Genomic DNA, 26,440 nt, shown 5'->3' with positions numbered 1-26,440 from the left:
TCCTGCGCGATGAGTCGATGCACCTGAACTTCGGCATCGACGTGATCAACCAGATCAAAATCGAAAACCCACACCTGTGGGATGCCGAGATGAAGGAAGAAGCGACCCAGATGATCCTGCAAGGGACCCAGCTGGAGATCGAATACGCTCGCGACACCATGCCGCGCGGCGTGTTGGGCATGAACGCGGCAATGATGGAGGACTACCTCAAGTTCATCGCCAACCGTCGCCTTTCGCAGATCGGTTTGAAAGAAGAATACCCAGGCACCACCAACCCATTCCCGTGGATGAGCGAGATCATGGACTTGAAGAAAGAGAAGAACTTCTTTGAGACCCGGGTGATCGAGTATCAGACCGGTGGGGCGTTGAGCTGGGATTGATCGGCTCATAGTTGCGACGTGAAAAAAGCCCTGGGGTCGTACCCAGGGCTTTTTTTATGGGAGCCGGCTTGCCATTTCTTGAAGTACATCACCTCAAGCACCTGACCCGTAAGGGTTCGGATCACATCTCCAATGCTGTAGCCTTATGCCCCAATTGCCATCAGCGTTGTCACCGGTCGAGTGACCGGGATGATTTCACTGCGGGGTTTTACTCGAGAATCAGCAGATTGATACCGGAGTAGACTCCTGCGGTCACAGCTTATGCATTCCAAAAAAATAGTAGATAGGACCGAGGCCACCCCGTGAACCCAGACATGCTAGAAGCCGGCCCAGTGGGCGCCAAGGTACTTTCAGTGTTCGACTTCGACGGCACCCTGACCCGCCACGACAGTTTTGTACCGTTTCTCAAGTTTGCTTTCGGCAAGCAGGAATTCAACCGCCGGATGCTCAAGCTGGCGCTGCCGGGCTTGCGCTTTCTGCTGCGCCGAATGAGCCGGGATGAGCTCAAGGCGCAGTTGATTCGCACCTTTATGACCGGCGTTGAGAAAGCCTGGGTGCAACAGAAAGCCGAGGAATACTGCAAGACCTACTGGAACAAGCTAATGCGCCCTGCCGGTTTGCAGTCGGTGGCCGATGAGATCGGCTCCGGCGCCGAAGTGACATTGTGTTCGGCTTCGCCGGCAATCGTGTTGCAACCTTTTGCCGATCGCCTGGGGATCAAGCTGATCGGGACCGAGCTTGAGGTGGTCGATGGGGTGTTGAGTGGGCGCCTCACAGGTAACAACTGCCGTTGTGAGAACAAGGTGCTGCGGCTTGAAGCTGTGTATGGCGACCTGGGTGAGTATCGGCTCAGGGCCTGGGGCGACACGCGCGGGGATCGCGAGTTGCTGGCGGCGGCGCAGGATGCGCATTGGCGGCATTTTCACTCGGCCAAGCGTCGAGGCAAGTCGAAGCCGTAAGCCGCTTGGAACCTGCCCTTTCAGAAGCGTTGAAAGGGCTGCGCCCTGATAGCGGACATTTGTGCTACCCGCACAACCCCGCTATTAATAGCGAATCTTCCCACGGACCCGCCCCGATGAAATTCGACACAGCCTATTGCCTGAGCCTGGACGAAAAGCTGTCGATCTATGACGTGCGCGACCTGAACTTCGACGAAACCGCCGCCTTCGATTCCGACAAGGACAGTTTCCTGTGCCCCAACGATGATTGCCGTGCGGCGTTTGCAACGGGCAATGTGCTGGGTACGTTCAATGCAAAGAACGTCAATTACCTGCGCACCCCGCATTTCAAGAACCTGCCCAGCACCCGGCATATCGACGGCTGCCGCTATGCCAGTCACAAAGCCGTGCCAGGAGAAGCCGAGGATGGGCGCGAGGAGAACTTTCCGTCGGAATTTGTGCTGACTCGGCGTCAGTATGAACGCAAGGCAGCCATCCGCGGCGCCACAGACACTCTCCCACAGGATCTGGCGAAAGCACCTTCGGAAATCTCCAATACTTCCCACAGTGCCAGCGAAACCACACCAGACAAGACCAGCGTCTTTGCCCACCCGGTCGAATGCTACGTGTCCAACATCGACGACAAGGAAAAGCTCAAGGGCATGCCGCTGAAGATCGGCGAGCAGACCGCGAGCTATTGGGCGTTTTTCAAGAAAATCGAATACCTGCAAGACAACAAGGGCTTGATCTATTGGGGCCGGATCAAGGCGATCAAGGACTACACCAGCAGCTTTCGCATCGACTTCGAAAAAAAGGTGTGGCGCGACAAGAAGCCCTACTCCGTCAACGTGTACCTGAACAAAAAGCTGATCGAGAACTACCGCAAGCGCAAGGCGTTCCTGGAGCAGATCAAGGCCGCTGTAGACAGTGAACGCCCGCTGTATTGCTTCTTCTATGGGGTGACGCCGGAGTTGAAACAGGTACCGAGCAAGAAAACCCCCGAGCAGACATTCGGGGTGTTCAGCGCCGATATCCAGAACCTTGACCACCTGCTGATCCGCGAGGCGCCGGGGCTGGTGGAGAAATGAATTGAGGCGTCCACCAATCGCGGGCCAGCTATCCAGGAAATGATCGAGTTGATGAACGGTCAAAACAACTGTACAAAAACACAGTATAGTTTGTTCTCCCCCGTTGGATTCCTGGAGAACCCCCATGTCCTCTCTGGCAGTGAGCACCACCGTAGATCAGCAAATCGTCCTTCATCAGTTCACCCCACGGCACAGTGTGCAGGCCCGCGCGCTGCTGGGCTGGAGCCGGGAAGACCTGGCCCGGCACGCCGGGGTTGGGGTGGACGCTGTTCAGCGCTTTGAAAGCTATCAAGAGGTGGATGACGCCATCCGCATCGCCCTGGCATTTCGCCTTGAGCACGAAGGCCTGGTGTTTTTCCCGGGGTTTGCGCCGGGGTGGGGCATGAGCGGGCGTCGCTCCCCAACACCACAGGCTGATGCCGAACCTGGTCGCCGTAGCCTTATCGCACGGCTGCTGGGCTCGACATCGTCGAATACGCCTCATCCCAACGGCGCATAGGCCCGCTGACCGCGCAGCGGGTTCACCTCGCGTACATGCCGGCGCGTGCCTGCATCGCCTGTTGATAGATCCGTACCAAGGCCGACAGCGAGTCCCGCGCCCAGCGGGCACCATAGAACCAGAGCACGACCTTGGTGCCGTTGAGATCGTCATTGAATAGTTGGCATACGCCTGGGTATCCGGTTTTGCAGAAGCCGTGAAAAGCTGGGCTTTGGCCATCGGACACCAGCGCGTCGAGGCGATGTTCGCTCACCCGCTCATCGATTTGGTTGCTGGACGCCAGGGTGAAATACGCAGCGGCATCCGGTAACTGCGCCTGCACTGGCACCACTTCGGCACCGGCATCCTTTAACACCTCCAAGGCTTGGAGAAATCCGCTGGAGTGCTCCACCGTTTCACGCACACCGTTGCGCAGGTATTGGTCGGCAAAACCGATACGCCAATCGGCCAGGACAGGAGCAGATTTCGCTGCATTGTTTTCCATGACTGGCGGGACTGCCACCATGACCGGGCCCGCAGGGTCGACGCCGCTCAGGGCTATGAGCGATAACGACGGATCACGCACAGTCTTCATCATCGGCCCCGGGACATCGAACCTGGGGCCCTGGACAACAGGTGCTGCGGAAGGCTGGAACTCAATGCCCCCCCGAGGTGTTGCCCCATTGTCCGTCGACCCAGCGGGGGCTATCGGCGCACAAGGCACTGCGTTAAGGATGTTGAGCAGCAAAGGTAGCCCCCCTGAACAGGCAGCACCTGGCGCCAGGATTTTCCTACATTTGTCCTCCATCAAGGCCCACTCCCAGGAAATGAATTCCCCGAGATCATCCCATCCTTTTCCGGTCGGTTCTCATGGCAGAAATACGTTGAAAAGCCCTTTTACAGACAGAACGTTGCAAACACCTTCAACTCGCCAGCGGTTGTGTCACCTGGGCCTCGACGTCCAGCCACCAGGCATGCCCGCGCTCAGGTGCCGCCAGCGTGAAAGCCTGACCCATGGCGGGCGTGGTAATCGACACATTGCGCTCCCAGGCCAGGGCCATGATGCGGTCGAATGGCTCATGCCAGGCATGGAATGCCAGATCAAAAGTGCCATTGTGGATCGGCAGCAACCAGCGCCCCTTCAGGTCGATATGGGCCTGCAAGGTTTGTTCGGGCTGCATGTGCACATGGGGCCAATCGACGTTGTAAGCTCCCGTTTCCATCAGCGTCAGGTCAAATGGCCCGTATTGCTCGCCAATGCGCTTGAAGCCATCGAAGTAGCCGGTGTCGCCACTGAAAAAGATACGCCGGGCGCCATCAATCATCACCCACGAGGCCCACAGCGTCTGGTTGCCATCAAACAGCCCACGCCCGGAAAAGTGCTGGGCCGGGGTTGCGACAAAACGGATACCGTCCACCTCGGTGCCCTGCCACCAATCCAGTTGCCGCACCTTGTCGGGCGCTACACCCCATTTGATCAAGGTGTCGCCGACGCCCAGCGGCGCTAGAAAATAGCGGGTCTTGACCGCCAACTGCACCACCGCCTGGCGGTCCAGGTGGTCGTAATGGTTGTGCGACAGGATCACCGCCTCAATCGGCGGCAGTTCTTCAAGGCTGATGGGTGGCTGATGAAAGCGCTTGGGGCCGGCCCAACTGAAAGGCGAAGCACGCTGGGCGAACACCGGATCGGTCAGCCAGAACTTGCCACGCATTTTCAGCAGGACGGTGGAATGTCCCAGGCGGTAGACACTGTGGTCCGGGGCACTCTGCAATTGTTCACGCGTCAGGCGCTGCACCGGAATCTCCCCCACGGGCCGCGTACTGCGGGGCTTGTGAAAGAGCATCTTCCAGAAAATCTGCAGGGTTTTGCCAAAGCCCGCACGATTGACCGGCGCATGATTGTTGAAGTGGCCTTGCTGCTGCTCGGATGGCTTGAGCGCGGCAGAGGGGGTGTCGAGACGGTTAGAGATCGTGGCCATTACAAAGTGACTCCGGTACGTTCTGCTGATGCAGATCAACAACTACACTGCACAGTGTAGTTTCAAGATTGCAACAAAACCCGGACCAAGTAAACTACCGAGTGTAATTTTCTTCCCAGAGCCGAATAGCCCCATGACTGCACCCCAACGCCTCACCGACCGTAAACGCGAAGCCATTGTGGCGGCAGCCATTGCCGAGTTTCGCGACAACGGTTTCGAGGTCACCAGCATGGACAAGATTGCGGCCACGGCCCGCGTCTCCAAGCGCACGGTGTACAACCACTTCCCCAGCAAGGAGGAGTTGTTTACCGAAATCCTGCATAAACTGTGGGCCAGCAGCGTCGCGCAACTGGATGTCAGCTACAGCAGCCAACAACCCCTGCGCGACCAATTGCGAGTGCTGTTGGAAGCGAAGATGAAAATGATGTCGGACGCCAACTTCCTCGACCTGGCCCGGGTAGCGATTGCTGCGACCATCCACTCTCCTGAACGCGCCCAGGACATCGTCAATCGCCTGAGCGAGCGCGAAGAAGGGTTTACTTTGTGGGTGCGTGCCGCCCAGGAAGACGGGCGTCTCAAACCCGTTGACCCGTGCTTTGCCGCCCATCAGGTGCAAAGCCTGCTCAAGGCGTTCGCCTTTTGGCCGCAAATCACCCTCGGCCAGCCCACCCTGGACTTGGCTACCCAGGCCAACGTGATCGAGTCGGCAATGGACCTGTTCCTGGCCGGCTACGAGATTGCTCCCCTTCCCCGATAAGCCCTTGTGTCGCCAATACGACGCTCAGAAGTCGTTTTTACCGTAATCCCTCTGGATCTCCACGCAAATGGCCCGGAAGGACACTGATTATTCCCACGTAAATAACTGACAATAATCGCCTGTCATCTGGCGTAAATGGCCTTTGAATAACCTACGCCTTCGCCACTAAAAAAAAGAAAAACCTGACGCAGGGATCTATGGAAAACCTTCGAGGCAAAGGGCTGTCGTTTGCCCGGCGCATTTATCGGCCGCGCATTATCGGGCTGGGCGTTGGCAGCATTTGCGTGCTGGCCGCCCTGTACCCGCTGGCCATGCCCGGATGGATCTGGGCGCTGTGGCTGTTCAACGCATTTATCTGGCCGCACCTGGCGTACCAACTGTCGAGCCATTCGGCATTTCCCTACCAGGCTGAGCGCCGCAACCTGCTCTATGACTCACTGTCCGGTGGGTTCTGGGCCGCAGCCACGCAATTCACACCGCTGACCGCAGTGACCATCCTCGCGATGATGACCATGCATAACGTCGCGGCGGGCGGCAAACAGCTGATGATCCAGGGCATGCTCGCGCAACTGGTGGGCGTCGCGCTGGCCTGGCTGGTATTCGGCCCCTCGTTCAACCCCAATGTCGGCCTGATCCAGGTGTATTCGTGCCTACCGATGTTGATCCTTTACCCCGTCGCCATCGGCATGGCCAGCTATCGCCTGGCCATCAAGCTCTCGGAACACAAACGTGCCCTGAGCGCCCTGAGTCGTACCGACAGCCTCACCGGCCTGCTCAATCACGGTTCCTGGAAAGACCTGCTGCAATTAAAATTCCACAAGTGCCAGCAGCAACAGTCCCAGGCCACCATCGCGTTGATCGATATCGACCACTTCAAGCAGATCAATGACGCCTATGGCCATATCGTCGGTGACCGCGTGCTGCGACAACTGAGTAAGGAATTGCAGCGAAACGTGCGGGAAAATGACCTGGCGGGCCGCTACGGTGGCGACGAGTTCTGCGTGATTCTCCCGGACGTACCGCTGGAGCAGGCCAGTTATGTGATGGAGCGCCTGCGGGAAATGTTCAGCCGCTACCGCGACCCGCAGGTTCCGGAACTGCGGGTCAGCCTGAGCATTGGCCTGGCGGCCTACCAGGTGCAATTCACCCAGGCGCATATGTGGCTCAATGCCGCAGACCAGGCGCTGTACGCCGCCAAAGGCACCGGGCGCAACCGGGTGACGGTTGCCGAATCACTGGTCGCCCGCTCTGCCTGAATAGAACTTCCTTTGGTGCCCATGACTCAGAGCTCCCAGCTGTACTGTCTGCCGGTATAACGGAAGCCGGCAATAAGCACGTCTGCCGTGGGCCTGGGGCTACACGGCGCGAAAGCGCACCCATGGATACATCCACGCACGTTGCATCACTGAGCACGCAACCATGCTATTTACCGCCCACAAAAAAACCATCACCACCCTACAAGAAACTGTCAGCCAACAAGCTGGCCTGCTCGATGCCATCGAACGCTCCATGGCCGTGATCGAGTTCGATCTACAAGGCAGTGTGTTGCGCGCCAATGACAACTTCCTCAAGACCATGGGCTACCGCGAGGATCAAGTCGTCGGCCAGTCCCATCGCCTGTTCTGCACCCCGGCGTTTGCCCGCAGCGCCGACTACAGCCAGTTGTGGACGCAACTGCGCAATGGCCAGTTCCAATCGGGCACCTTCGAGCGCGTCGCCGCCGACGGTCATTCGGTGTGGCTGGAGGCCAGCTACAACCCGGTACGCGACCAGGCCGGCCGAGTGGTGAAAATCATCAAATATGCCTTGGACGTAAGCGCCAGGATGCAGACCGAAAGCGAAGCCAATGCCAAGCTCGAGGCGATTGACCGGGCCATGGCCGTGATCGAGTTCAACCTCGACGGCACCATCATCACCGCCAACCAGAACTTCCTCCAGCGCCTGGGCTACAACCTGGCAGAAATCCAGGGCAAGCATCATCGCCTGTTTTGCAAGCCGGAGCTGGCCAACAGCCAGGAATACACGGACTTCTGGCGCCGGCTGAACCAGGGTGAGTTGTTCAGCGGCCAGTTCGAGCGCATCACCCGCTCCGGCCAGACGCTGTGGCTGGAAGCCAACTACAACCCGGTGTACGACGCCAGCGGGCGCCTGTGCAAGATTGTGAAGTTCGCCTCCGACGTCACCGCGATGGTGGAAAAACACGCCGCAGATGCCCAGAGCGCAACCCAGGCCTATCACATCTCCCTACAGACCCGGGACATCGCCGAAAAAGGCGCCGAGGTGATTCAGCAGACCGCCAGCGGCATCCATGACATTGCCGCCGACATTGAAAGCTCATCCAGACTGATCGCCAAGTTGGGCGAGCGCTCGCAGCAGATCACCGCCATCGTCAACACCATTCGCGCGATTGCCGACCAGACCAACTTACTGGCCTTGAATGCAGCCATTGAGGCCGCCCGCGCGGGTGACCAGGGCCGCGGATTTGCGGTGGTCGCCGACGAAGTCCGGCAACTGGCCGCACGCACCAGCGGCTCCACGGCGGAGATCTCGAGCATGATCGAGATGATCCAGAGCGAGACCCGCCAGGCCATCGACAGCATGGACAACACCCGCGACCGCGCAGCCCAGGGCGTGGGCCTGGCCAACCAGGCCGGCACGGTGATCCTGCAGATTCGCGAAGGCGCTAGCGATGCCGTGCGGGCGGTGAGTATGTTTGCCAATGAGCGGGTGGGGTTGTAGGCGCTTACCAGGGGTGGCTCAGGTGCCGGCCCAGCTCGTCGAACAACGTCACCACTGAACGCAGCGCCCGACAGTCCGGGCGCGTCAGCAACCACAAGGCGGTGTCGTAACCCGTGAGCGCCGGCCCCAACGCCTACGGGATTTGCGTGATGGTGATCAACCCACCAGGCTGCGCACCGCGCTGATCTGCGGGATCTCGACCCGGCGCATATACACGCGCAACGGCTCGGTGATGTTGATGCGATCATCGATGTTCTGGTCCAGCAGCAGTTGGATGTGCTCGCGGGACAGGGTCATGGCCTGGTCGGCCGCCGGCTGCCAGACGAACTCGCTGGTGGGGATGATGCCGTCGTCGGCGACGTCCATGCCGAACGAGTCTTCGCTGAAACGTACGATGTACTGGCCGGTCTTGCGGTTCAGGCCGACAAAGCCGTTGAGTTGGTCGGCGGCCTGGCAGATGAGTTCCGATGTGATGCGCATGCTAAACCTCACTGAAAAATCCCACAGGGGAAGTGAACGATGGTTTACACGCGAGGCGGCGAAATAAGGCAATGGGGTTCCCTCTGGCGGGGAAACTCGGGCTAAGAATACTGCATAGCACGGCACAAAAGCGCAGAAAAAATAGCGCATGCGCACGTTAATGTCGGTTTGGTGATAGCGCGATTTGCATGCAATTGTTAAAAAGGAACCCTTCTTGAAGCTACCTCCACGAAAGGACCTCGCACATGCCTGCTACGTTTACCAAGAGTGCCCTGCTGCTCGCTCTGATGATGGGCCTTGGCCACGCACAGGCTGCAAGCCCCATCAGCCCGGTTGAACTGGCGACCAAGGACGGCATCCCCCACCCAGCCGTGATCGCCCACCGGGGCGCGTCCTTCGATGCGCCGGAGTCTACCGCTGCCGCCTACAAGGTCGCGCGCGACCTGGGTGCCGACTACCTGGAACTGGATCTGCAACGCAGCAAGGATGGCGTGCTGTTTGCCCTGCACGACAACAACCTGCAACGCACCACCGACGTGGCCACCAAGTTCCCGGAGCGCAAGGACAGCCCGGCCAACGAATTCACCTGGAAAGAGCTGCAAACCCTGGATGCCGGCAGTTGGTTCAACGCCGCCTACCCGGAGCGTGCGCGCCCGGGCTTCGTCGGGTTGAAAATCCTCAGCCTGGACGAAATCATCAAGATCGCCGAAGGCAACCCCCAGCACAAACCCGGCCTGTACATCGAAACCAAGGAGCCCAAGCAGTTTCCGGGGATCGAAGCCGATCTGAAGGACAAACTGTTGGATAAGGGCTGGCTGAGCTCCGTGGGTTCCAAGCTGGGCAAGAGCAACACCGGCGTCGGCCAGGGCAAGGGCCGCGTAGTGCTGCAAACCTTCGAGACGGCCAGCCTCAAGGAACTGCAGAAAGAAATGCCCAACACCCCGAAAATCCTGCTGCTGTGGGTGGGTGAAGGCAGCATCGAGCCCAAGTCCAAAGTGACCTTCGCCGAGTCCGGCGAGCCAACCAAGGCGGCCTACTATGCCAAGCAGGAACCCAAGGACGCTGCCGAGTTCGAGAAGTGGGTCGATGAAGCCAAGAGCCTCGGTGCGATTGGCACTGGCCCGTCTGCACAACTGACGGCCCTGGGCGACCAGAGCTATTCGGACCTGGTCAAGCCCGAGATGAACCAACTGACCCACGACAAGGGCCTGCTGGTGCACGTCTATACCGTCGACGAGCCGGTGGATTTCGAGAAGGTCATGAGCGCCGGGGTCGATGGCATCTTCACCAACCGCGCCGCCGAACTGCTGAAGTTCTACAAGCGCTGGCCGTCGTCCAGCGTGCAGGACCTGCTGCAGGACAACGGTTACTGAGTGAGCGAGTGGTCAGGCCAACTGTGGCTGGGGCCGGATTACGGCCTGATCCTCGGTGAGACGGGGCGCACGGCGCCCCACGCCCATTATGCCCATCAATTTATCCTGTGCGCGCATAGCCCCATCACGGTCAGCCTTGATGGGCAGCTGCAAACGGCGTATCGCCTGTTCATCCCCTCTCGCCAGCCCCATGCCATCGTCCATGCCCCTGGCACGGTGTTGATGGCCTATGTGGAGCCCGGTGCATTTGATCGCGAGTCGTTGCAACACGCCCTGGATACCGCCGATTTTTCCCATGAGCGCCTTGCGCAGACATTGCGCCAGCTGCCACGTCGCCAGGCAGACGATGAGCGCGTGCAACGCGCCCTGCACACCCTCGATCAACAGTTGAGCGGCAAGGTCTCGGCGCAATCATTGGCACAGGCGGCGCATCTGTCGTTGAGCCAGTTGGAGCGCCTGTTCGTCAGCCAGCTTGGCGTGCCGGTACGGCGCCTGGTGATGTGGCGCCGCCTGCGCCTGGCACTGGACCTGGCCCTGAACGGCCACACCCTGACCCAAGCGGCCCACGGCGCTGGGTTTGCCGACTCGGCGCACTTCTCGCGGACCATGAAGCAGCTGTTTGGCGTGACCGCCGGGGCCTCATTGCGCCATCTTCAAGTACACCTCCTACCGTAGTGCGGTGGGTACCGGGGGTTCCTTGCTCAATCGCGCGGGACTGAAGGGCTCACGCAACTGCTCGACGTAATCCAGCGGATAGTCCGGCCGGCTGCCAATCCCCAGGTCGCCCTCACCCATTCGATAGTCCTCGGTGTAAAACGCAGTCCCCAGCAGCCAGTCCCACAGGTTGAAAAACAAACCGAAATTCACATCCCCCGCGCGCCCGTATTTCATATGGTGAAAGCGATGCACCGGCGCCCAGGCAAACACCCAGCGCAGCGGCCCCAGGCGCATATCGACATTGGAATGCTGTAGCAGCAACTGGATCGCAATGGCCAACGCCAGCAGCATCGCCACCTCCACTGGAATGCCCAGCAGGATCAGCGGCAGCAAACCCGCCGCGGCCTCGAGCATCTGGTGCAAGGGATGCTTCATCAAGCCATTGAACCCATAGAGCCGCTGCACGCTGTGGTGCACCGCATGCAAACGCCAGAGTGCGGCGATGCGGTGGCTGGCGTAATGCATCAGGGTGATGCCCGCGTCGGCAATGATGATCGCCAACAGCAATTGCGCCCACAGCGGCCAGGCGCGCGGCCAGGCGCCCTCGATGGCCAGCCATGCCGTGAGCAGCGGCAATGCCAGCAAGCCCAGGGCGTTCAGGCTTTCATTGACCAGCGCGTGGAGGACATCCCGGCGTCGGTCGCCTAGGCTGCGGTTCCACTGGGGCTCGTAGGGCAAGCACAGTTCGGCGATAAACGACACGCCGATGGCCAGCGCAAACACCGCCAGCAGCCACTGCGAGGCGCCTAGGGTGACCAACCAGAGCCCCGCGCCAATAAACCCTGCCCAGAACAAGGGGGCGTATAGCCAAGCCAATATCTGTTTCATAAGTGTCTCCCGTGGGTGAGACACCAGCATGAAATCTCCCGGCACGGGGCGATTGAACAAACAACGCAAACGTCCTACACAATTAAGGGTGAATTAAGTTGCGCGAGGTAATCTGATCCCACTTAAACAGCTCACCCCAAAGGACTCCATCATGAAAAACCTGACCGCTCTGTTCGCCGCTGCCGCCCTGACCCTGACCGCCGGCCTGGCCCAGGCCGATGTTCGCCCGGACCAGATTCCAAGCCTGCTGCAATCAGGCGCCGTGAAGCCATTTGAACAACTGAACGCCGCCGCCCTGGCCAAACATGCCGGCGCCACCATCAACGACACTGAGCTGGATAACGAAGCCGGGCGCCTGGTCTACGAAGTTGACCTGACCGACACCACTGGCAAGAAGTGGGATGTGAAGCTCGACGCCAAGACCGGCGAAGTGCTGGAAAACAAACAAGACACTTAAGTTGCCCCAGCCACACAACGCGCCGCCTTCGGGCGGCGCAGTTGTGTCTGGTCAGGCACTCAGGCGCGCGGTCACTTCATTGAGCTCGGCCGACAAGCCCCGCAGGTTATGACTGGCCGCTTCGGTGCGCTGCACGTTGTCCAGGTTGGCGGTGGCCACCGTGGTGATTTGCGTGATGTTGCGCGAGATATCCTCGGCCACCGAGGTTTGCTCCTCGGCCGCCGTGGCGATCTGCCGGTTCATGTCGCGGATCGCCTCCACCGCCTGGGTGATATGACTGAGCATCGCCCCGGCCTGGGTGACTTTTTCGACACTCTCGTCACTGCATGACTGGCCGCTGATGATCGCCTCGGCGGCGTCCACCGCCCCCGTCTGCACCGCCTGGATAATCTGGTTGATCTCGATGATCGACGCCGCCGTGCGTTGCGCCAGGCTGCGCACTTCATCGGCCACCACCGCAAAGCCACGCCCGGCTTCGCCCGCTCGCGCCGCCTCGATTGCCGCATTGAGGGCCAGCAGGTTGGTTTGTTCGGCGATCCCGCGAATCACTTCCAGCACCGTGCCGATGCGCACACTGTCGGCTTCCAGGCGGCGGATGATGCCACCGGTGTTGAGGATCTCGTTGCGCATCTGGCCGATGGTGGCAATGGTCACTTGCATCACCTGGCCGCCTTCACGGGCCGAGTGATCGGCCTCGTCCGCCGCTCGCGAGGCACTGGCCGCGTGGCGCGCGACTTCCTGGGCGGTGGCGGACATTTCGGTCATCGCCGTCGCCACCTGGTCGGTCCGGCTGAACTGGTCCTGGGTGCCCGTCGCCATCTGCCCGGCAATCGAATTCAGCTCGCCACTGGCGCTCACCAGGTCCTTGGCACTGCGCTGCAGGCGGCCAAAGGTTTCGGCGAGAAAATCGCGCAACGTGTTGGCGGCCTGGGCCAAATGGCCCAGCTCATCCTGGCGCTGGCTGGCAACGCGCTCGGCAAACCGGCCATGGCTCAATTGGGCTACATAGTCGATCAGGCCCCGGATCGGCAAAATCAGGTTGCGGTTGATCAACCACAGGCTGAACAGACCGATCAGCACCCCAGACAGCACCATCACCGCCAAGCCCAGCATCACGGTACGTTCGGCATAGGCGCTGATTGCCAGCGACTGCAACTTGCCCTGCTCATGCAGTTGCGTGACCAGCGCGCTCATCTGTTCGCTCACCGCGCGGTCCACGCCCTTGACCGCGTTATCCCCGGCCGCCGCATCGGCACCGGCGGCCACGTACGCATCACGCCCCTTCTGGTAGGCCACGCCCAGCAACTGGTGCTCCTGGCGCAAGGTGTCCAGGCGACGGCTCAAGCCTGGATCGCCCTCGGTGTTGGCCACCAGGCGCGCGAGGATGCCCTGCACTTCCCGTTGCCGATCCTGGAATTGCCCCCAGTACTTGTCCATGTCCTGGGGCTGTTTGCCACGCAGCAGGACGTTTTTCCATTCCTGGACCTGGACCTTGAATTGCACGTTGGCCTCATCGATCAGCTGTGAGGTCTGCAACGGCCCCTCCAGCAAACTGCGATAACTCTGCACACCGCTGGAGAGAAAATGAAAACACGCCAAGGCAATCAACAGCATTGCCAACAAGCTGCCACCGAGCAACGACAGGATCTGTGCTCTCAAGGACTTTCGCAAAAAACTCATCGGGGAAAAGCCTCGAAACAGGGAAATGGGGACCTGCACCGCAACATCCCTGTCAACCAACGCACAGCCAATCCAATGGCATGCTTGCGCCTTGAATCGGCCGGGCCAGACGCTTCTTGAGCGCAGTGGATGAGCGGTCGGGCGGGAGTGCCCCGTAGCTGACACAAAACTGTCAAATCCCCTTGCAATGATTGCGCAACGCGCGCCCATCGCCTGCCTCTGCGAGCCCCCATGAACCACAGCATCGACCACGGCCACCAGGACTCCGACCTGTTTGGCCTGCTTTACGGTTTCCGCTTTCGGCCCGGCGAGAAAGCCGAGCAGATCGACTCGGCAACCGTGCTCAAGGCCTTGCACGCCCCGGCCGACCCCGATGAATTCCTGTGGCTGCACCTGAACCTGGCCCACGCCGCCTGCCAGCGCTGGATGCAGGCGCACCTGGAGTTGCCGCCGGAGTTCTTCGAGGCCTTGCACGAGGGCTCGCGCTCCACCCGTATCGAACATGTGGACTCGGCCTTGCTGGCGGTGGTCAACGACGTGGTGTTCAACTTCAGCAGCATGATGTCATCGGACATTTCCACCTTGTGGGTCTGCGCTCGCAGCCGCCTGCTGATCAGTGCGCGCCTGCAACCGCTGCACTCGGTGGACAAGCTGCGCTCATCGGTAAAGGCCGGTGAACACTTCCGCTCGCCCCTGGAGTTGCTGGTGCATCTGCTGCGTGACCAAGGCGAGGTGCTGACGCAGATCGTGCGCAAGACCAGCCTCAGCGTCGACCAGATCGAAGACCAGTTGCTGTCCTCGCGCCTGTCCACCAACCGCGCCGAACTGGGGGCCATGCGCCGGGTGCTGGTGCGCCTGCAACGCCTGCTGGCCCTGGAGCCGGGCTCGCTGCTGCGCCTGCTCAACCGCCCGCCGCAGTGGCTGCAAAAGGAGGACGTGAAGGAGCTGCGCAAATCCACCGAAGAGTTCGCCCTGATCATCAACGACCTCACGGCCCTGGGCGAACGGATCAAGTTGTTGCAAGAAGAAATCGCCGCCAACCTCAACGAACAAAGCAACCGCACGCTGTTCACCTTGACGGTGGTGACGGTACTGGCGCTGCCGATCAATATCATTGCCGGTTTTTTTGGCATGAACGTCGGAGGTGTGCCGCTATCCCAGGACCCCGAGGGGTTCTGGATCCTGGTGGCGTTGGTGGCGACGTTCACCTTGATTGCCGGCAGATGGGCATTTCGCAAGCGCCAGGATTACTGAACCGGCGCCTACCCAGAATTTGTGGACCGGCGGTTATCTCAATCCACCAAACACTGACTTGACGCAGCATCTCTGTAACATTCTGCAACGATCATGGGAAACATCCTCCCCACACTGGATGCTCCGGCATGGCCACCCCTTCCCTGACTGCCTCGCCCCAGGCTGGCGCCACTGACGCAAAACCGCAATTGGACAAGAAACCCGGCCTGTTCACGGTGATCATGTTCTTCGCAGTGCTCGCCATGGGCCTGTTGTTCACCGCCTACAGCCTGATGCACGACATGCACGAACTGGGCACGGTGGTCACCACCTGGACCCCATTCCTGCTGCTGGGCGTGGCCTTGTTGATTGCCCTGGGGTTCGAATTCGTCAACGGTTTCCATGACACCGCCAACGCCGTGGCGACCGTGATCTACACCAACTCGCTACCGCCGCAATTCGCCGTGGTCTGGTCGGGGTTCTTCAATTTCCTCGGGGTGCTGCTGTCCAGTGGCGCGGTGGCCTTTGCCATCATTGCCCTGCTGCCGGTGGAGTTGATTTTGCAGGTCGGTTCTTCCGCCGGTTTTGCGATGATCTTTGCCCTGCTGATCGCCGCGATCCTGTGGAACCTCGGCACCTGGTGGCTGGGCCTGCCGGCGTCGTCTTCCCATACGCTGATCGGGTCGATCATCGGCGTGGGCGTGGCCAATGCCCTGATGCATGGCCGTGACGGCACCAGCGGCGTGGATTGGGCCCAGGCGATCAAGATCGGCTATGCCCTGCTGCTGTCACCGCTGATCGGCTTCGGCTTTGCCGCCCTGCTGTTGCTGACACTGAGGGCCTTTGTGAAAAACCGCGCGCTGTACAAGGCGCCCAAGGGCAACACCCCGCCGCCGTGGTGGATTCGCGGCATGCTCATCGTGACCTGCACCGGCGTGTCCTTCGCCCACGGCTCCAACGATGGCCAAAAAGGCATGGGCCTGATCATGCTGATCCTGGTGGGCACGTTGCCCATGGCCTACGCCTTGAACCGCACCATGCCGGCCGATCAATCCCTGCAATTTGCCGCTGTGGCAGAAGTCACCCAGCAAGCGCTGGTCAAGAGCGCACCACAAGCGGCGCCAGCCGATCCACGGCCGATTCTGTCGACCTATGTGCGCACCAAGGACGTCACGCCCGAGCTGATCCCCGCCCTCGCCGCCCTGACCGGGCATATCGGTGAGCAAGTCAAAGGCTACGGTTCCCTGGCCAAGGTACCGGCCGAGGCGATGGGCAACGTGCGTAACGACATGTACCTGACCAGCGAAACCATTCGCCTGATGGACAAGGGCAAGGTTGGTCATTTCGATGCCGACACCCAGGGCAAGCTGCAACTGTTCAAGCAACAGATCGACAACGCCACACGCTTTATCCCGCTGTGGGTGAAGATCGCCGTGGCCATCGCCCTGGGCCTGGGCACCATGGTCGGCTGGAAGCGCATCGTGGTGACCGTCGGCGAGAAAATTGGCAAGACCCACCTGACCTACGCCCAGGGCGCCTCGGCCGAAACCGTGGCCATGCTGACGATTGGCGCTGCCGATATGTTTGGCTTGCCGGTCTCCACCACCCATGTGCTGTCCTCGGGTGTGGCCGGGACCATGGTGGCCAATGGCGGCGGCTTGCAGATGAAGACCATCCGCAATTTGCTGATGGCCTGGGTGCTGACGTTGCCGGCGGCGATTGTACTGTCGGGCAGTCTGTATTGGCTGTTTACCCAAATCTTCTGAATCACCACACAGCAAAATGTGGGAGCGGGCTTGCCCGCGATGGCAGTGGATCAGGTTAGAAATACTTGACTGACACACCGCTATCGCGGGCAAGCCCGCTCCCACATTTTTTTGTGTGATGGCTTAGCCTGCGAATAAGCCGGCCATCGCCTTGAGCCGCTTCTTGTACACCCGCCGCGCCTCCAGCGTCACTGCGACAAACCCCGCTCGCTGGTTAGGCTGCATCTGCCCGATCAGGTCCAGGTCGGCGCTGATCACCGTGCCTTCTGAATCACCACACAGCAAAATGTGGGAGCGGGCTTGCCCGCGATGGCAGTGGATCAGGTTAGAAATACTTGACTGACACACCGCTATCGCGGGCAAGCCCGCTCCCACTTTTTTTGTGTGATGGCTTAGCCTGCGAATAAGCCGGCCATCGCTTTGAGCCGCTTCTTGTACACCCGCCGCGCCTCCAGCGTCACCGCGACAAACCCCGCTCGCTGGTTGGGTTGCATCTGCCCGATCAGGTCCAGGTCGGCTCTGATCACCGTGCCTTCTGAATCACCACACAGCAAAATGTGGGAGCGGGCTTGCCCGCGATGGCAGTGGATCAGGTTAGAAATACTTGACTGATACACCGCTATCGCGGGCAAGCCCGCTCGCACATTTTTTTGTGTGATGGCTTAGCCTGCGAATAAGCCGGCCATCGCTTTGAGCCGCTTCTTGTACACCCGCCGCGCCTCCAGCGCCTCCTCCAGCGTCACCGCGACAAACCCCGCTCGCTGGTTGGGCTGCATCTGCCCGATCAGGTCCAGGTCGGCGCTGATCACCGTGCCTTCTGAATCACCACACAGCAAAATGTGGGAGCGGGCTTGCCCGCGATGACAGTGGATCAGGTTAGAAATACTAGACTGACACACCGCTATCGCGGGCAAGCCCGCTCCCACATTTTTTTGTGTGATAGCTTAGCCCGCGAATAAGCCGGCCATCGCTTTGAGCCGCTTCTTGTACACCCGCCGCGCCTCCAGCGCCTCCTCCAGCGTCACTGCGACAAACCCCGCTCGCTGGTTGGGCTGCATCTGCCCGATCAGGTCCAGGTCGGCGCTGATCACCGTGCCGATCATCGCGTAGCCGCCGCCTGATACCGCATCGCGGTGCAGCACGATCGGCTCCAGGCCAGCCGGGACCTGGATCGAGCCGATGGGGTAGCAACTGTCGACGATGTTCGATGGATCGGAGCCCGCGCCAAATGGCTGCTCCCGTGGCTGGAAGCTCAAGGCACTGCCACCCTTGAAGCGGTAGCCAATCCGGTCGGCCTCGGAACCCACGGTCCAGGGCTCGGCGAAAAAGCTGCTTTTGGCTGCGGGCGTCAGGCGCTCGTAGTACAAGCCCGGCACCACGCGCAATGTCACATCGCCGCCCACCGAACGGCGCAAGGCCATCGGCAAGCTGTTACCCGCTCGCCCCTCGCCACTGCTCGCGCCGATGGGCAACAGATCGCCCTCCTGCAAGCGCCGCCCGTGGAAACCGCCCAGCCCACCGAGGGTGTAAGTGGAGCGGCTGCCCAACACCAGCGGCACGTCGATCCCCCCGGCCACCGCCAGGTAGGTGCGCGCCCCGGCCACGGGAAACTCAAAGCGCAGCACCTGCCCGGCGCGCACCTGGAACGCCGTGTCCTGGTGCACCACTTCACCGTCCAGGCGCGCAGACATCAGCGCACCACTGAGTGCCACCAGGGCGTCCTGTTGGAACTCCAGCTGCGGGCCAATCAGTGTGCATTCCAACCCCGCCGCCCCCGCCGGATTGCCCACCAGATGGTTGGCCGCACTCAAGGCGTACTGATCCAGGGCGCCGGACGGCGGGATCCCCAAGTGGTAATACCCTTCACGCCCCAGGTCCTGCACGGAGGTGGCCAGGCCGGGCTTGAGCACCTTGATCATACGAGCGCCTCCTGCAGGGTTTTCGGGTAGCCGACCGGGTCGGCAAAAAAAGCGTCCAGGGAAAATTCCACCGGGCGAATGCGCAAATCGAAACGCCCGGCCTCCACCTCGGCCACCGCCAAGTCGTAGGCATCCCGGTCGATGGGCTTGAACTGCACGATATCGCCGGGGCGGAAGAACACCATGTGTTCCTTGAGATAGGCCAACTGCTGGGCCGGGTCGTAGATCGGCGCCGGGGTCACGCCAAACATCTGGTAACCCCCCGCGCCGCGCACTGAGTAGATACAGCCGAAACAGCCGCCATGGCCGAGGGTCAGCTTTGGCGTGTCGGTGCGTGGGCGCAGGTATTTGGGCACCTGCAACTGGCGTTCGCGCTCGACCATCTGGAACATGAACGGCAGGCCCGCCACAAAGCCGACCATCGACACAAACCACGGCGCGCCACTATGGGCTGCGATAAACGCCTCGACATCCGCCAGGCCATTGATCCGCGCCGCGTACTCAAGGTCAGTGCCCGTCGGGTCCTGGTGTCGGTCGCGAAAACGCATCAGGGTTTCATGGGTCCAGGGGTCGTTGTACAGCACCGGAATCTCGATGATCCGCGTGTGCAAGGTGCGCTCGGCCACGGCCTGGGCCTCGGCGCTTTGCACCGCATCGAGCAGCACCTGGGGGGCGATCAGGTCGGGGTCGAAGCGGATCTGGAACGAGGCGTTGGCCAGGCAGATATCCAGCACGCCGGGCAGCTCCAGGCGCTGCACCGCACGGGTGACGGCCATGCCCTTGAAGAACGCCTCCAGGGACATGCTTTCGCTGACCTCGGCGAACAAATGCTCATCGGCGCCAAAGCTGTAGCGAATCGGGGATGTTTCAGCCATGTCTGTTCCTCTTGGAATCATTGTAGAAAGGCAGGCAAAAATCATGCAGGGGCTGCGGTTCAGACGGGTGTGCGCACCACGATCCCCGCCTGGTCCAGGGCCCTGCGGGTCGCCTCCACCAGGTCCAGGGCGCCCGGCGTATCGCTGTGCAGGCAGATGGAATCGAATTCGATAAACAGGTCTTCGCCCTCGACGGTGCGCACCAGCCCCGTCTGGCAGGCCCGCAGCACACGCGCCGCCACTGTCGCCGGGTCCAGGGCGCGCACGTTGCGGGTAAACACGATGGAGCCGGACAGATCGTACTCACGGTCGGCATAAAACTCGCGTACTACCGGCTGCCCCAGTTCCTTGGCAATGCGCCAGATCACCGAGCCGGGCATGCAATACAGCAGCAGTTCAGGCTCCAGGCGTTGCAGGTTTTCCACCAGCAGGCGGGCCGCTTCTTCGTCCCGGGCCAGGTGCATGTACAGCGCGCCATGGGGCTTGATGTGCTGCAAGGTCACGCCCTGCACCCGCGCCAATTCGCGCAGGGCGCCCAGTTGGTAGAGCATGTCGTCCACCAGTTCCTGGGCCGGGGCGTTGATGTGGCGGCGGCCGAACCCCACCAGGTCGCGAAAGCCCGGGTGCGCGCCAATAGCCACGCCCAACTGCTTGGCGCGCTCGATGGTGCGGCGCATGGTGCCGGGGTCGCCGGCATGAAAGCCGGTGGCGACGTTGGCGGAGCTGATAAACGCCATCAGCTCATTGTCCACACCGTCGCCAATGGTCCAGGGGCCGAAGCTTTCGCCCATGTCCGAGTTGAAATCCACTGTCTGCATCGGGGCTGCTCCGCAAGGGTTCGTGCCAAGGAAAATAGGCTGGCCCTTGACCCCTTGGGAAGATCTATTATCAGATAGGGTATCTTCGGAAAATCAGATACCCCCAAGAGAAATCCCCATGTCGCTTACGCTGCGCCAGGTTCGCTACTTTGTCGCCACCGCCGAAATCGGCCAGATTTCCCAGGCGGCGATTCACCTGAATATCTCCCAGTCGGCAGTGACCACCGCGATCAAGGAGCTGGAAGCCATGCTCGGCGCCCAGCTGTTTGTACGCTCGGCCCAGGGCATGAACCTGACCGACGCCGGCCGGCATTTTCTCAACCGTGCCTACGTGATTGTGCGCAGTGTCGACGATGCCCTCAGCAGCCCGCTGCCGGACTTGCGCGCCAGCGGCGTGCTGCGGGTCGCGGCCAGTTACACGGTGTTGGGTTACTTCCTGCCGCACCACTTGCAACGCCTGGAGCATTGGCACCCGGACGTGAGCATCGAAGTCTTCGAGCAGGAGCGCCAGGCCATCGAACAAGGGCTGCTGGATGGCCAGTTCGAGATGGCCGTGGTGCTCACCGCCAACCTCACCCACCCGGATATCGTCTCGCAAATCCTGTTCAATTCCGAACGCCGCCTGTGGCTGCCCAGCCACCACCCGCTGTGTGAACGGCGTGCGGTGAGCCTGGCGGATGTGGCGCAGGAACCCTATATCCTGCTGACTGTGGACGAGGCCGAGCAAAGTGCCATGCGTTATTGGGAGCAGGCCGGGCAGACGCCCAAGGTGCGGCTGCGCACCAGTTCGGTAGAGGCGGTGCGCAGTATGGTGGCCAATGGCAGTGGCGTGGCGATTCTGTCCGACCTGGTCCACCGCCCCTGGTCCCTGGAAGGCAAGCGCATCGAGACCTTGAGCGTGACTGACAAGGTCGCGCCCATGAGCGTCGGCCTGGCCTGGCACCGTGAGCGCACCTTTACCCCGGCGATGCAGGCGTTTCGCGACTACTTCCACGATGCCTTCCTCGCCCCCCAGCAACTATCGACACGCCGTTAAAGCTGGGCCTTCAAGGTGGCCGACAACCAGTCCATCAGCACCCGTACCCGTAGCGGCAAGTGGCGCTGGCCGGCATACAGCATCGATACATCCAGCGCAGGCGCGGGATAGTCGGGGAGCACCGCCACCAATTCGCCCTTTTCGAGCAATTCGCGGATGCCCAGCCCCGGTACCTGAATGATCCCGAAACCGGCGAGGCATGCCGACTGGTACGCATCCGTGCTGCTGACCGTGACCCGCCCGGCCATGGCAATACGTTGCACCTTGTTGCCCTGCACATATTCAAAACCCGCGGAGCGCGCACCCAGCGGCCGCACGTAATGCACCAGTTGATGGGCGGCCAGATCGGCCAGGGTCTTGGGTTCGCCATAGCGTTGCAGGTAACCGGGGCTTACGCAGTTGATCATCGGCATGCTGCACAACAGGCGCGCCACCACGGACTGGTCTGGTTGTACGCCCACGCGCAACACACAATCAAAACCTTCGGCCAGCAGGTCGACCTGGCGGTCGGAGCTGCTGATTTGCAGCTCGATCAAGGGGTGCCGGTCCATAAACTCCGGCAGGTGCGGCAGGATCACCTTACGTGCCATCACATTGGGCATGTCGATACGGATCCGCCCGGTCAATTGCGCCTCGTCCTGGCGAAACAACCCCTCCAGCTCTTCCATATGGGCCAGCAGGTCCTTGCTGCGCTCATACAGCACGCGCCCGTCCTGGGTCGCCTGCACCTTGCGCGTGGTGCGCTGCAACAGGCGCGTGCCCAACAGGTCTTCGAGGGCGCGCACCTGCTCGGACACCGTCGAGCGCGGTAGCCCCAGGCTGTCGCCGGCCTGGGTGAAACTCGACAGTTCGGTGACCCGCACAAAGGTACGCAACAGGTCCAGCTTGTTCATGGTGGTGCCCCGTGATTGTTCGACTGATCCGACCAGTGATTCCGGATTCACTCTGTTTATCACGCAATACCCGGACAAATACACTCATTCCACCATTACCCACCCGCTCCGAGGACTGCACCATGACCCGTAAAATCGCATTGATCACCGGCGCCAGCCGTGGCTTGGGCAAAAGCACCGCCCTGCATCTGGCCGCGCAAGGCATCGACATTGTCGGCACCTACTACAGCAAGGCCGCTGAGGCCCAGGCGGTGGTGGCAGAGATTGAACAGCTCGGCGGCCGCGCCGCCATGTTGCAACTGGATGTAAGCCAGAGCGCCACGTTCGACGGGTTTGTCAGCCAGCTCGGCGAGGTCCTGCAAGCGCATTTCGCCCAGGCGCATTTCGATTTCCTGATCAACAACGCCGGGATCGGCACCCATGCCAGCTTTGTCGAGACCACCGAAGCGCAGTTCGATCAAATGGTCGCGATCCACCTCAAGGGCCCGTTCTTCCTGACCCAGAAGCTCCTGGCACTGATGGTCGATGGCGGGCGCATCATCAATATCTCCAGCGGCCTGGCCCGCTTCAGCCTGCCCGGTTATGCCGCCTACGCCTCAATGAAAGGCGCGGTGGAAGTGCTGACCCGTTACCAGGCCAAGGAGTTGGGCGCACGGGGGATCAGCGTCAACACCCTCGCCCCCGGCGCCATTGAGACCGACTTTGGTGGCGGCGCGGTACGCGACAACGCCGGCATCAATGCCTTTGTCGCCAGCAACACGGCCCTGGGTCGGGTCGGCTTGCCGGACGACATTGGCGGGGCGATCTCCACCTTGCTGGCCGATGGCAGCAAATGGATCAATGGGCAGCGTATCGAGGCGTCGGGCGGGATGTTCGTCTGACCCTCACACTTGCTCTGGCGCACGTTGCTGCAGGAACTTTTCCCGCAGCACGTCGTAGCCCCAGTGGTACACATAGGTGTACGGCAGGAAGAACAGCAGCACGCCGATATCCAGGATAAACGCCTGCATCAGGCTGATATTGAGCCACGCGGCAATCAGCGGTACGGCAAACAGAATCAGCCCACCCTCGAACAGCAGGGCGTGCATGATCCGGGTCTTGACGCTATTGGCCAGTTGCAGGCGCACCTTGAGGCGATCGAACACGCTGTTGAAGATCATGTTCCACGTCAACGCCAACAGGCTGATGGCCAGGGTCACCGCGCCCATTTCCAGGGCTGGGCGACCGGTGATCCAGACCAGCAACGGGGTACAGATCAGCAAGGCCAGGCCTTCGAAGCCAAGGGCCTGGAAAACACGTTCGGTGATGGACTTGGTGGTGTTCATAGGTGTTGCTCTGTGAATGTCTTGGGTTGCCATCATCGCGCCCTGAAACGATACTTCATAATCAATAACCATCGATCAAGGCGATAGATCATGGCTTCTCATGAAGTGTTGCAAGCGTTTGTGCAGGCGGCGACCCAAGGCTCGTTTTCGGCGGCGGCGCGCAAGCTGGGCAAGAGCCAGTCGACAGTCAGCGCCGCAGTGGCCAGCCTGGAAATTGATCTGGACGTGGTGCTATTCGACCGCAGCAGCCGCAAGCCCAGCCTGACCCCGGCCGGGCACGTTCTGCTGCAACGGGCCGAGCAGGTGCTGGAGGCCAGCAGTCGCCTGGAGCTTGCCGCCAGCCAGTTATCCCAGGGGCTGGAGCCCAAGCTCAGTATTGCCATGTCTGATACCTATCAGTCGGGGCGCTTTGAAACGCTGCTCGGTGCCCTGGAGCAGCGCTATCCGGACCTGGAGCTGGAGTGGTTGATTGCCGAATGCGAAGACCTTATCGCCCTGGTGCAAAGCGGGCGCGCGCAGTTGGCGTTTATCGAGGCGCAGGAGGTCTACCCGCCAGACCTGACCCATGCCACCATCGAGGAGCGCGCACAACTTGCGCTGTTTGTGTCCCCGCGGCACGCACTGGCCAGCCTCGATGGCATCGACCAGCAAACCCTGCAACAGCACCGGGAGCTGCGCCTGGCAAGCATCATCAACCCCAATGAAAACCGGCTGACCGGCCGAGTCTGGTCCGCCCCCAGCTTTTTGATGCTGATGGAGATGGCCATCCTCGGTTTTGGCTGGGCCCCCTTGCCGAGCTGGCTGGTGGAGCGCTTTGCCAATGGCCAACTGGTGGAGCTCAAGGCTCGCGGCTGGCCGCGCTCGGTGGCGGTGGATGCGTTGTGGTCGCGGCAACACCCGCCGGGCCCGGCGGGGAGTTGGTTGCTGCAAAAGATGCTCGAATAACCTCCGCCGGCGCCTACACAGGCCTATCGGTGCAGGTTGCCAGGCGTCGTTCGATGAAGCGCTTTTCCGGCATTTGCTGGGTCAGGCACAGGGCTTTTTCGTAGGCCTGGCGCGCCTCTTTCATACGTCCCAATTGCCGGCAGAACTCGCCACGCGCTGAATGCGCCAGGTGGTAATCCAGCAACTCGCCGCGCGCCAGGATCCCCTCGACCTGTTGCAACCCCGCCAATGGCCCATCGCGCATGGCCACGGCGGCGGCGCGGTTGAGCTCGATCACCGGGGACGGCAGCATCCTCAGCAGCACGTCATACAGGCCAATAATCTGTGGCCAATCGGTCTGCGCCGCACTCGGCGCCTCGGCGTGCACCGCGGCAATTGCCGCTTGCAGGCCGTAAGGGCCAAAACGCCGGGTGGCCAGGGCCTGCTCCACCAACGCGCAGCCCTGGGCAATCAACGCGGCATCCCACAACGTCCGGTCCTGTTCATCCAGCAACACCAACTCAGCAGCGGGCGATAACCGGGCTGGGCGCCGGGACTCATGGAGCAGCATCAACGCCAGCAGGCCCATGACTTCCGGCTCCGGCAGCAACTCCAGGAGCAGGTGGCCCAGGCGTATGGCCTCGCGGGTCAAGTCGTCACGGGTCAGGTCGGCGCCCATGGACGCCGAATAACCCTCGTTGAATACCAGGTAAATCACGCGCAGTACGCTGTCCAGGCGCTCAGGCAACTCCGCCAGCCCTGGAACTTGGTAGGGGATTTTCGCCTCGCGGATCTTGCCCTTGGCGCGCACGATGCGTTGGGCAATGGTGGCCGGCGTGACCAGGAAGGCTCGGGCAATTTCCTCGGTGCTGAGGTCACAAATCTCACGCAGGGTAAGTGGCACCTGCGCATCGGCCGCCAGCGCCGGATGGCAGCAGGTGAAGATCAGGCGCAGGCGGTCGTCTTCCACGTCTTCGGTACTCCAGTCAGCCGCTTCCAGCGCATCGGCCTGCTCCTGCAGCAACGGGGTGAAACGGGCCTGGCGGCGCAAGCGGTCGATGGCCTTGAAGCGCCCGGTCGACACCAGCCACGCCCCAGGGTTGTCGGGCACGCCATCCTGCTGCCAGCGCTCGACCGCGACGAAGAACGCCTCGTGCAAGGCTTCTTCGGCGAGATCGAAATCCCCCAGCAGGCGAATCAAGGTCGCCAGGACGCGCCGCGAGTCACTGCGGTAGACCGCCTCGACCCGGGCCTTGACGGTCAATCGGGCATGCCCTGGGTCACCAGCGCCACCAGCCGGTCCAGGCTCTCGCCCCACCCCTGGTGAAAGCCCATGGCTTCGTGGGCCTGTTTGTCGGCTTCAGTCCAATGCATGGCGCGCGCGGTGTAGCGGGTCTTGCCGGCAACGTCCTCGAAGGTCACTTCGGCGCTCATGAACGGCTTGCCCGATGGGATCCAGCCGGGCAGGAACGCATCGGTAAACACCAGGCGGCGCGGCGCGTCAATCTCCAGGAACACGCCCTGGGTCGGATACTCGCTGCCGTCCGGCGCGCGCATCAGGGTGCGAAACAGACCACCGACCCACAGGTTCATTTCGCACTCCGGCGTGGTCATACCGTGTGGGCCCCACCATTGCTGCAACAGCGCAGGCTCGGTCCAGGCACGGAACACCCGGCTCGGCGGGGCGTCGATCATGCGGCTGATGGACAGTTCGAATGCAGCGGGTTGAGTGTTCATGGATAAACCTCCTGAGTCTT

Annotated in this window: 27 protein-coding genes and 5 pseudogenes; 16 read left to right on the top strand and 16 right to left on the bottom strand. The window is 61.4% G+C overall.

What is annotated here, in order from left to right:
- From HBO11_RS13085 to HBO11_RS13065, 5 genes and pseudogenes are all read left to right on the top strand, one after another.
- A partial coding sequence (locus HBO11_RS13085) for a ribonucleotide-diphosphate reductase subunit beta (protein ID WP_170058888.1) occupies positions 1-380 on the top strand: 380 nt, incomplete at its 5' end.
- A 65-nt stretch (positions 381-445) separates the two neighbouring features.
- Positions 446-622: pseudogene (locus tag HBO11_RS13080) on the top strand (HNH endonuclease); the annotation flags it as partial.
- Between the two features lie 72 nt (positions 623-694).
- Positions 695-1,339 (top strand): HAD-IB family hydrolase, encoded by a 645-nt coding sequence (locus HBO11_RS13075; protein ID WP_169955303.1) that lies wholly within the window; start codon positions 695-697, stop codon positions 1,337-1,339.
- Positions 1,340-1,455: 116 nt separating this feature from the next.
- Positions 1,456-2,406, top strand: coding sequence for a hypothetical protein (locus tag HBO11_RS13070; protein ID WP_169955304.1), 951 nt, complete (start codon positions 1,456-1,458; stop codon positions 2,404-2,406).
- 124 nt (positions 2,407-2,530) lie between these two features.
- Complete coding sequence (locus HBO11_RS13065; protein WP_169955305.1) at positions 2,531-2,905, top strand: helix-turn-helix transcriptional regulator; 375 nt, start codon at positions 2,531-2,533, stop codon at positions 2,903-2,905.
- Between the two features lie 22 nt (positions 2,906-2,927).
- Here HBO11_RS13065 and HBO11_RS13060 read toward each other — a convergent pair whose 3' ends face one another.
- Positions 2,928-3,692: an amidase family protein gene (locus tag HBO11_RS13060; protein ID WP_169955371.1), complete on the bottom strand. Its 765-nt coding sequence runs from the start codon at positions 3,690-3,692 to the stop codon at positions 2,928-2,930.
- A gap of 115 nt (positions 3,693-3,807) precedes the next feature.
- Entirely contained in the window at positions 3,808-4,863 is a 1,056-nt protein-coding gene (locus tag HBO11_RS13055) for an MBL fold metallo-hydrolase (RefSeq protein WP_169955306.1), read from the bottom strand.
- Between the two features lie 133 nt (positions 4,864-4,996).
- Here HBO11_RS13055 and HBO11_RS13050 point away from each other — a divergent pair, with 133 nt between their 5' ends.
- The 3 genes from HBO11_RS13050 to HBO11_RS28765 all read left to right on the top strand — a co-directional run bounded on the left by HBO11_RS13050 (position 4,997) and on the right by HBO11_RS28765 (position 8,359).
- Complete coding sequence (locus tag HBO11_RS13050; protein ID WP_169955307.1) at positions 4,997-5,620, top strand: TetR/AcrR family transcriptional regulator; 624 nt, start codon at positions 4,997-4,999, stop codon at positions 5,618-5,620.
- A gap of 197 nt (positions 5,621-5,817) precedes the next feature.
- A complete protein-coding gene (locus HBO11_RS13045) occupies positions 5,818-6,876 on the top strand; it encodes a diguanylate cyclase (protein ID WP_169955308.1) in 1,059 nt (352 codons plus the stop codon).
- Between the two features lie 163 nt (positions 6,877-7,039).
- Positions 7,040-8,359, top strand: coding sequence for a PAS domain-containing methyl-accepting chemotaxis protein (locus HBO11_RS28765; RefSeq protein WP_169955309.1), 1,320 nt, complete (start codon positions 7,040-7,042; stop codon positions 8,357-8,359).
- A gap of 4 nt (positions 8,360-8,363) precedes the next feature.
- On the opposite strand, the pseudogene HBO11_RS13035 reads toward HBO11_RS28765, so the two are convergent.
- Positions 8,364-8,462: pseudogene (locus HBO11_RS13035) on the bottom strand (LysR family transcriptional regulator); the annotation flags it as partial.
- A gap of 53 nt (positions 8,463-8,515) precedes the next feature.
- Positions 8,516-8,839: a DUF2025 family protein gene (locus tag HBO11_RS13030; protein ID WP_076962912.1), complete on the bottom strand. Its 324-nt coding sequence runs from the start codon at positions 8,837-8,839 to the stop codon at positions 8,516-8,518.
- A 245-nt stretch (positions 8,840-9,084) separates the two neighbouring features.
- On the opposite strand from HBO11_RS13030, the gene HBO11_RS13025 reads away from it, so the two are divergent.
- Together HBO11_RS13025 and HBO11_RS13020 are read left to right on the top strand one after the other, a co-directional pair.
- Positions 9,085-10,212: a glycerophosphodiester phosphodiesterase gene (locus HBO11_RS13025; protein ID WP_169955310.1), complete on the top strand. Its 1,128-nt coding sequence runs from the start codon at positions 9,085-9,087 to the stop codon at positions 10,210-10,212.
- A complete protein-coding gene (locus tag HBO11_RS13020) occupies positions 10,213-10,887 on the top strand; it encodes an AraC family transcriptional regulator (protein WP_169955311.1) in 675 nt (224 codons plus the stop codon).
- On the opposite strand, the gene HBO11_RS13015 is transcribed toward HBO11_RS13020, so the two are convergent.
- The gene (locus tag HBO11_RS13015) at positions 10,879-11,757 is read right to left on the bottom strand and encodes a sterol desaturase family protein (RefSeq protein WP_169955312.1); all 879 of its coding nucleotides are present in this window, start codon (positions 11,755-11,757) and stop codon (positions 10,879-10,881) included. The two genes, HBO11_RS13020 and HBO11_RS13015, sit on opposite strands and share 9 nt — an antisense overlap.
- Positions 11,758-11,908: 151 nt before the next feature.
- Here HBO11_RS13015 and HBO11_RS13010 point away from each other — a divergent pair, with 151 nt between their 5' ends.
- On the top strand, positions 11,909-12,214 hold the full coding sequence (locus HBO11_RS13010) for a PepSY domain-containing protein (RefSeq protein ID WP_038442689.1): 306 nt from the start codon (positions 11,909-11,911) through the stop codon (positions 12,212-12,214).
- Between the two features lie 51 nt (positions 12,215-12,265).
- Here HBO11_RS13010 and HBO11_RS13005 read toward each other — a convergent pair whose 3' ends face one another.
- On the bottom strand, positions 12,266-13,894 hold the full coding sequence (locus HBO11_RS13005; protein ID WP_169955313.1) for a methyl-accepting chemotaxis protein: 1,629 nt from the start codon (positions 13,892-13,894) through the stop codon (positions 12,266-12,268).
- Positions 13,895-14,125: 231 nt separating this feature from the next.
- Between HBO11_RS13005 and HBO11_RS13000 the strand changes: the two genes are divergently transcribed.
- Entirely contained in the window at positions 14,126-15,148 is a 1,023-nt protein-coding gene (locus HBO11_RS13000; RefSeq protein WP_169955314.1) for a transporter, read from the top strand.
- Positions 15,149-15,276: 128 nt separating this feature from the next.
- A complete protein-coding gene (locus HBO11_RS12995) occupies positions 15,277-16,893 on the top strand; it encodes an inorganic phosphate transporter (protein WP_169955315.1) in 1,617 nt (538 codons plus the stop codon).
- A gap of 123 nt (positions 16,894-17,016) precedes the next feature.
- On the opposite strand, the pseudogene HBO11_RS12990 reads toward HBO11_RS12995, so the two are convergent.
- The 6 genes and pseudogenes from HBO11_RS12990 to HBO11_RS12965 form a co-directional block, all read right to left on the bottom strand.
- Positions 17,017-17,157, bottom strand: a pseudogene (locus HBO11_RS12990) (allophanate hydrolase); the annotation flags it as partial.
- A 128-nt stretch (positions 17,158-17,285) separates the two neighbouring features.
- A pseudogene (locus tag HBO11_RS12985) lies at positions 17,286-17,426 on the bottom strand (allophanate hydrolase); the annotation flags it as partial.
- Between the two features lie 129 nt (positions 17,427-17,555).
- Positions 17,556-17,708 (bottom strand): annotated as a pseudogene (locus tag HBO11_RS12980) (allophanate hydrolase); the annotation flags it as partial.
- A 129-nt stretch (positions 17,709-17,837) separates the two neighbouring features.
- Positions 17,838-18,812 (bottom strand): biotin-dependent carboxyltransferase family protein, encoded by a 975-nt coding sequence (locus tag HBO11_RS12975; RefSeq protein WP_169955316.1) that lies wholly within the window; start codon positions 18,810-18,812, stop codon positions 17,838-17,840.
- Positions 18,809-19,687 carry an allophanate hydrolase subunit 1 gene (locus HBO11_RS12970; protein ID WP_169955317.1) on the bottom strand — a complete coding sequence of 293 codons (879 nt, stop codon included), beginning with the start codon at positions 19,685-19,687 and terminating at the stop codon, positions 18,809-18,811. The genes HBO11_RS12975 and HBO11_RS12970 overlap by 4 nt, the downstream gene beginning before the upstream one ends.
- Positions 19,688-19,746: 59 nt before the next feature.
- Entirely contained in the window at positions 19,747-20,505 is a 759-nt protein-coding gene (locus HBO11_RS12965; protein ID WP_169955318.1) for a 5-oxoprolinase subunit PxpA, read from the bottom strand.
- A gap of 118 nt (positions 20,506-20,623) precedes the next feature.
- Between HBO11_RS12965 and HBO11_RS12960 the strand changes: the two genes are divergently transcribed.
- A complete protein-coding gene (locus HBO11_RS12960; protein WP_169955319.1) occupies positions 20,624-21,541 on the top strand; it encodes a LysR family transcriptional regulator in 918 nt (305 codons plus the stop codon).
- Here the strand turns inward: HBO11_RS12960 and HBO11_RS12955 are convergent.
- Positions 21,538-22,434, bottom strand: coding sequence for a LysR family transcriptional regulator (locus HBO11_RS12955; protein WP_169955320.1), 897 nt, complete (start codon positions 22,432-22,434; stop codon positions 21,538-21,540). The two genes, HBO11_RS12960 and HBO11_RS12955, sit on opposite strands and share 4 nt — an antisense overlap.
- A 122-nt stretch (positions 22,435-22,556) precedes the next feature.
- Here HBO11_RS12955 and HBO11_RS12950 point away from each other — a divergent pair, with 122 nt between their 5' ends.
- The gene (locus tag HBO11_RS12950) at positions 22,557-23,315 is read left to right on the top strand and encodes an SDR family oxidoreductase (RefSeq protein ID WP_169955321.1); all 759 of its coding nucleotides are present in this window, start codon (positions 22,557-22,559) and stop codon (positions 23,313-23,315) included.
- Positions 23,316-23,318: 3 nt separating this feature from the next.
- Here HBO11_RS12950 and HBO11_RS12945 read toward each other — a convergent pair whose 3' ends face one another.
- A complete protein-coding gene (locus tag HBO11_RS12945) occupies positions 23,319-23,759 on the bottom strand; it encodes a multidrug/biocide efflux PACE transporter (RefSeq protein ID WP_169955322.1) in 441 nt (146 codons plus the stop codon).
- A 90-nt stretch (positions 23,760-23,849) separates the two neighbouring features.
- Here HBO11_RS12945 and HBO11_RS12940 point away from each other — a divergent pair, with 90 nt between their 5' ends.
- Positions 23,850-24,704 (top strand): LysR family transcriptional regulator, encoded by an 855-nt coding sequence (locus HBO11_RS12940; RefSeq protein WP_169955323.1) that lies wholly within the window; start codon positions 23,850-23,852, stop codon positions 24,702-24,704.
- A 13-nt stretch (positions 24,705-24,717) separates the two neighbouring features.
- Here HBO11_RS12940 and HBO11_RS12935 read toward each other — a convergent pair whose 3' ends face one another.
- Together HBO11_RS12935 and HBO11_RS12930 are read right to left on the bottom strand one after the other, a co-directional pair.
- Positions 24,718-25,947: an RNA polymerase sigma factor gene (locus tag HBO11_RS12935; RefSeq protein ID WP_169955324.1), complete on the bottom strand. Its 1,230-nt coding sequence runs from the start codon at positions 25,945-25,947 to the stop codon at positions 24,718-24,720.
- Entirely contained in the window at positions 25,944-26,420 is a 477-nt protein-coding gene (locus HBO11_RS12930) for an SRPBCC family protein (protein ID WP_169955325.1), read from the bottom strand. Before HBO11_RS12930 ends, HBO11_RS12935 begins: the two co-directional genes overlap by 4 nt.
- Between the last annotated feature and the right edge of the window lie 20 nt (positions 26,421-26,440).

Origin of the sequence: Pseudomonas sp. WS 5010 (assembly GCF_012985565.1) — a bacterium.
Classification (GTDB): Bacteria; Pseudomonadota; Gammaproteobacteria; order Pseudomonadales; family Pseudomonadaceae; genus Aquipseudomonas.
This window is presented reverse-complemented; position numbering and strand designations above follow the sequence as displayed.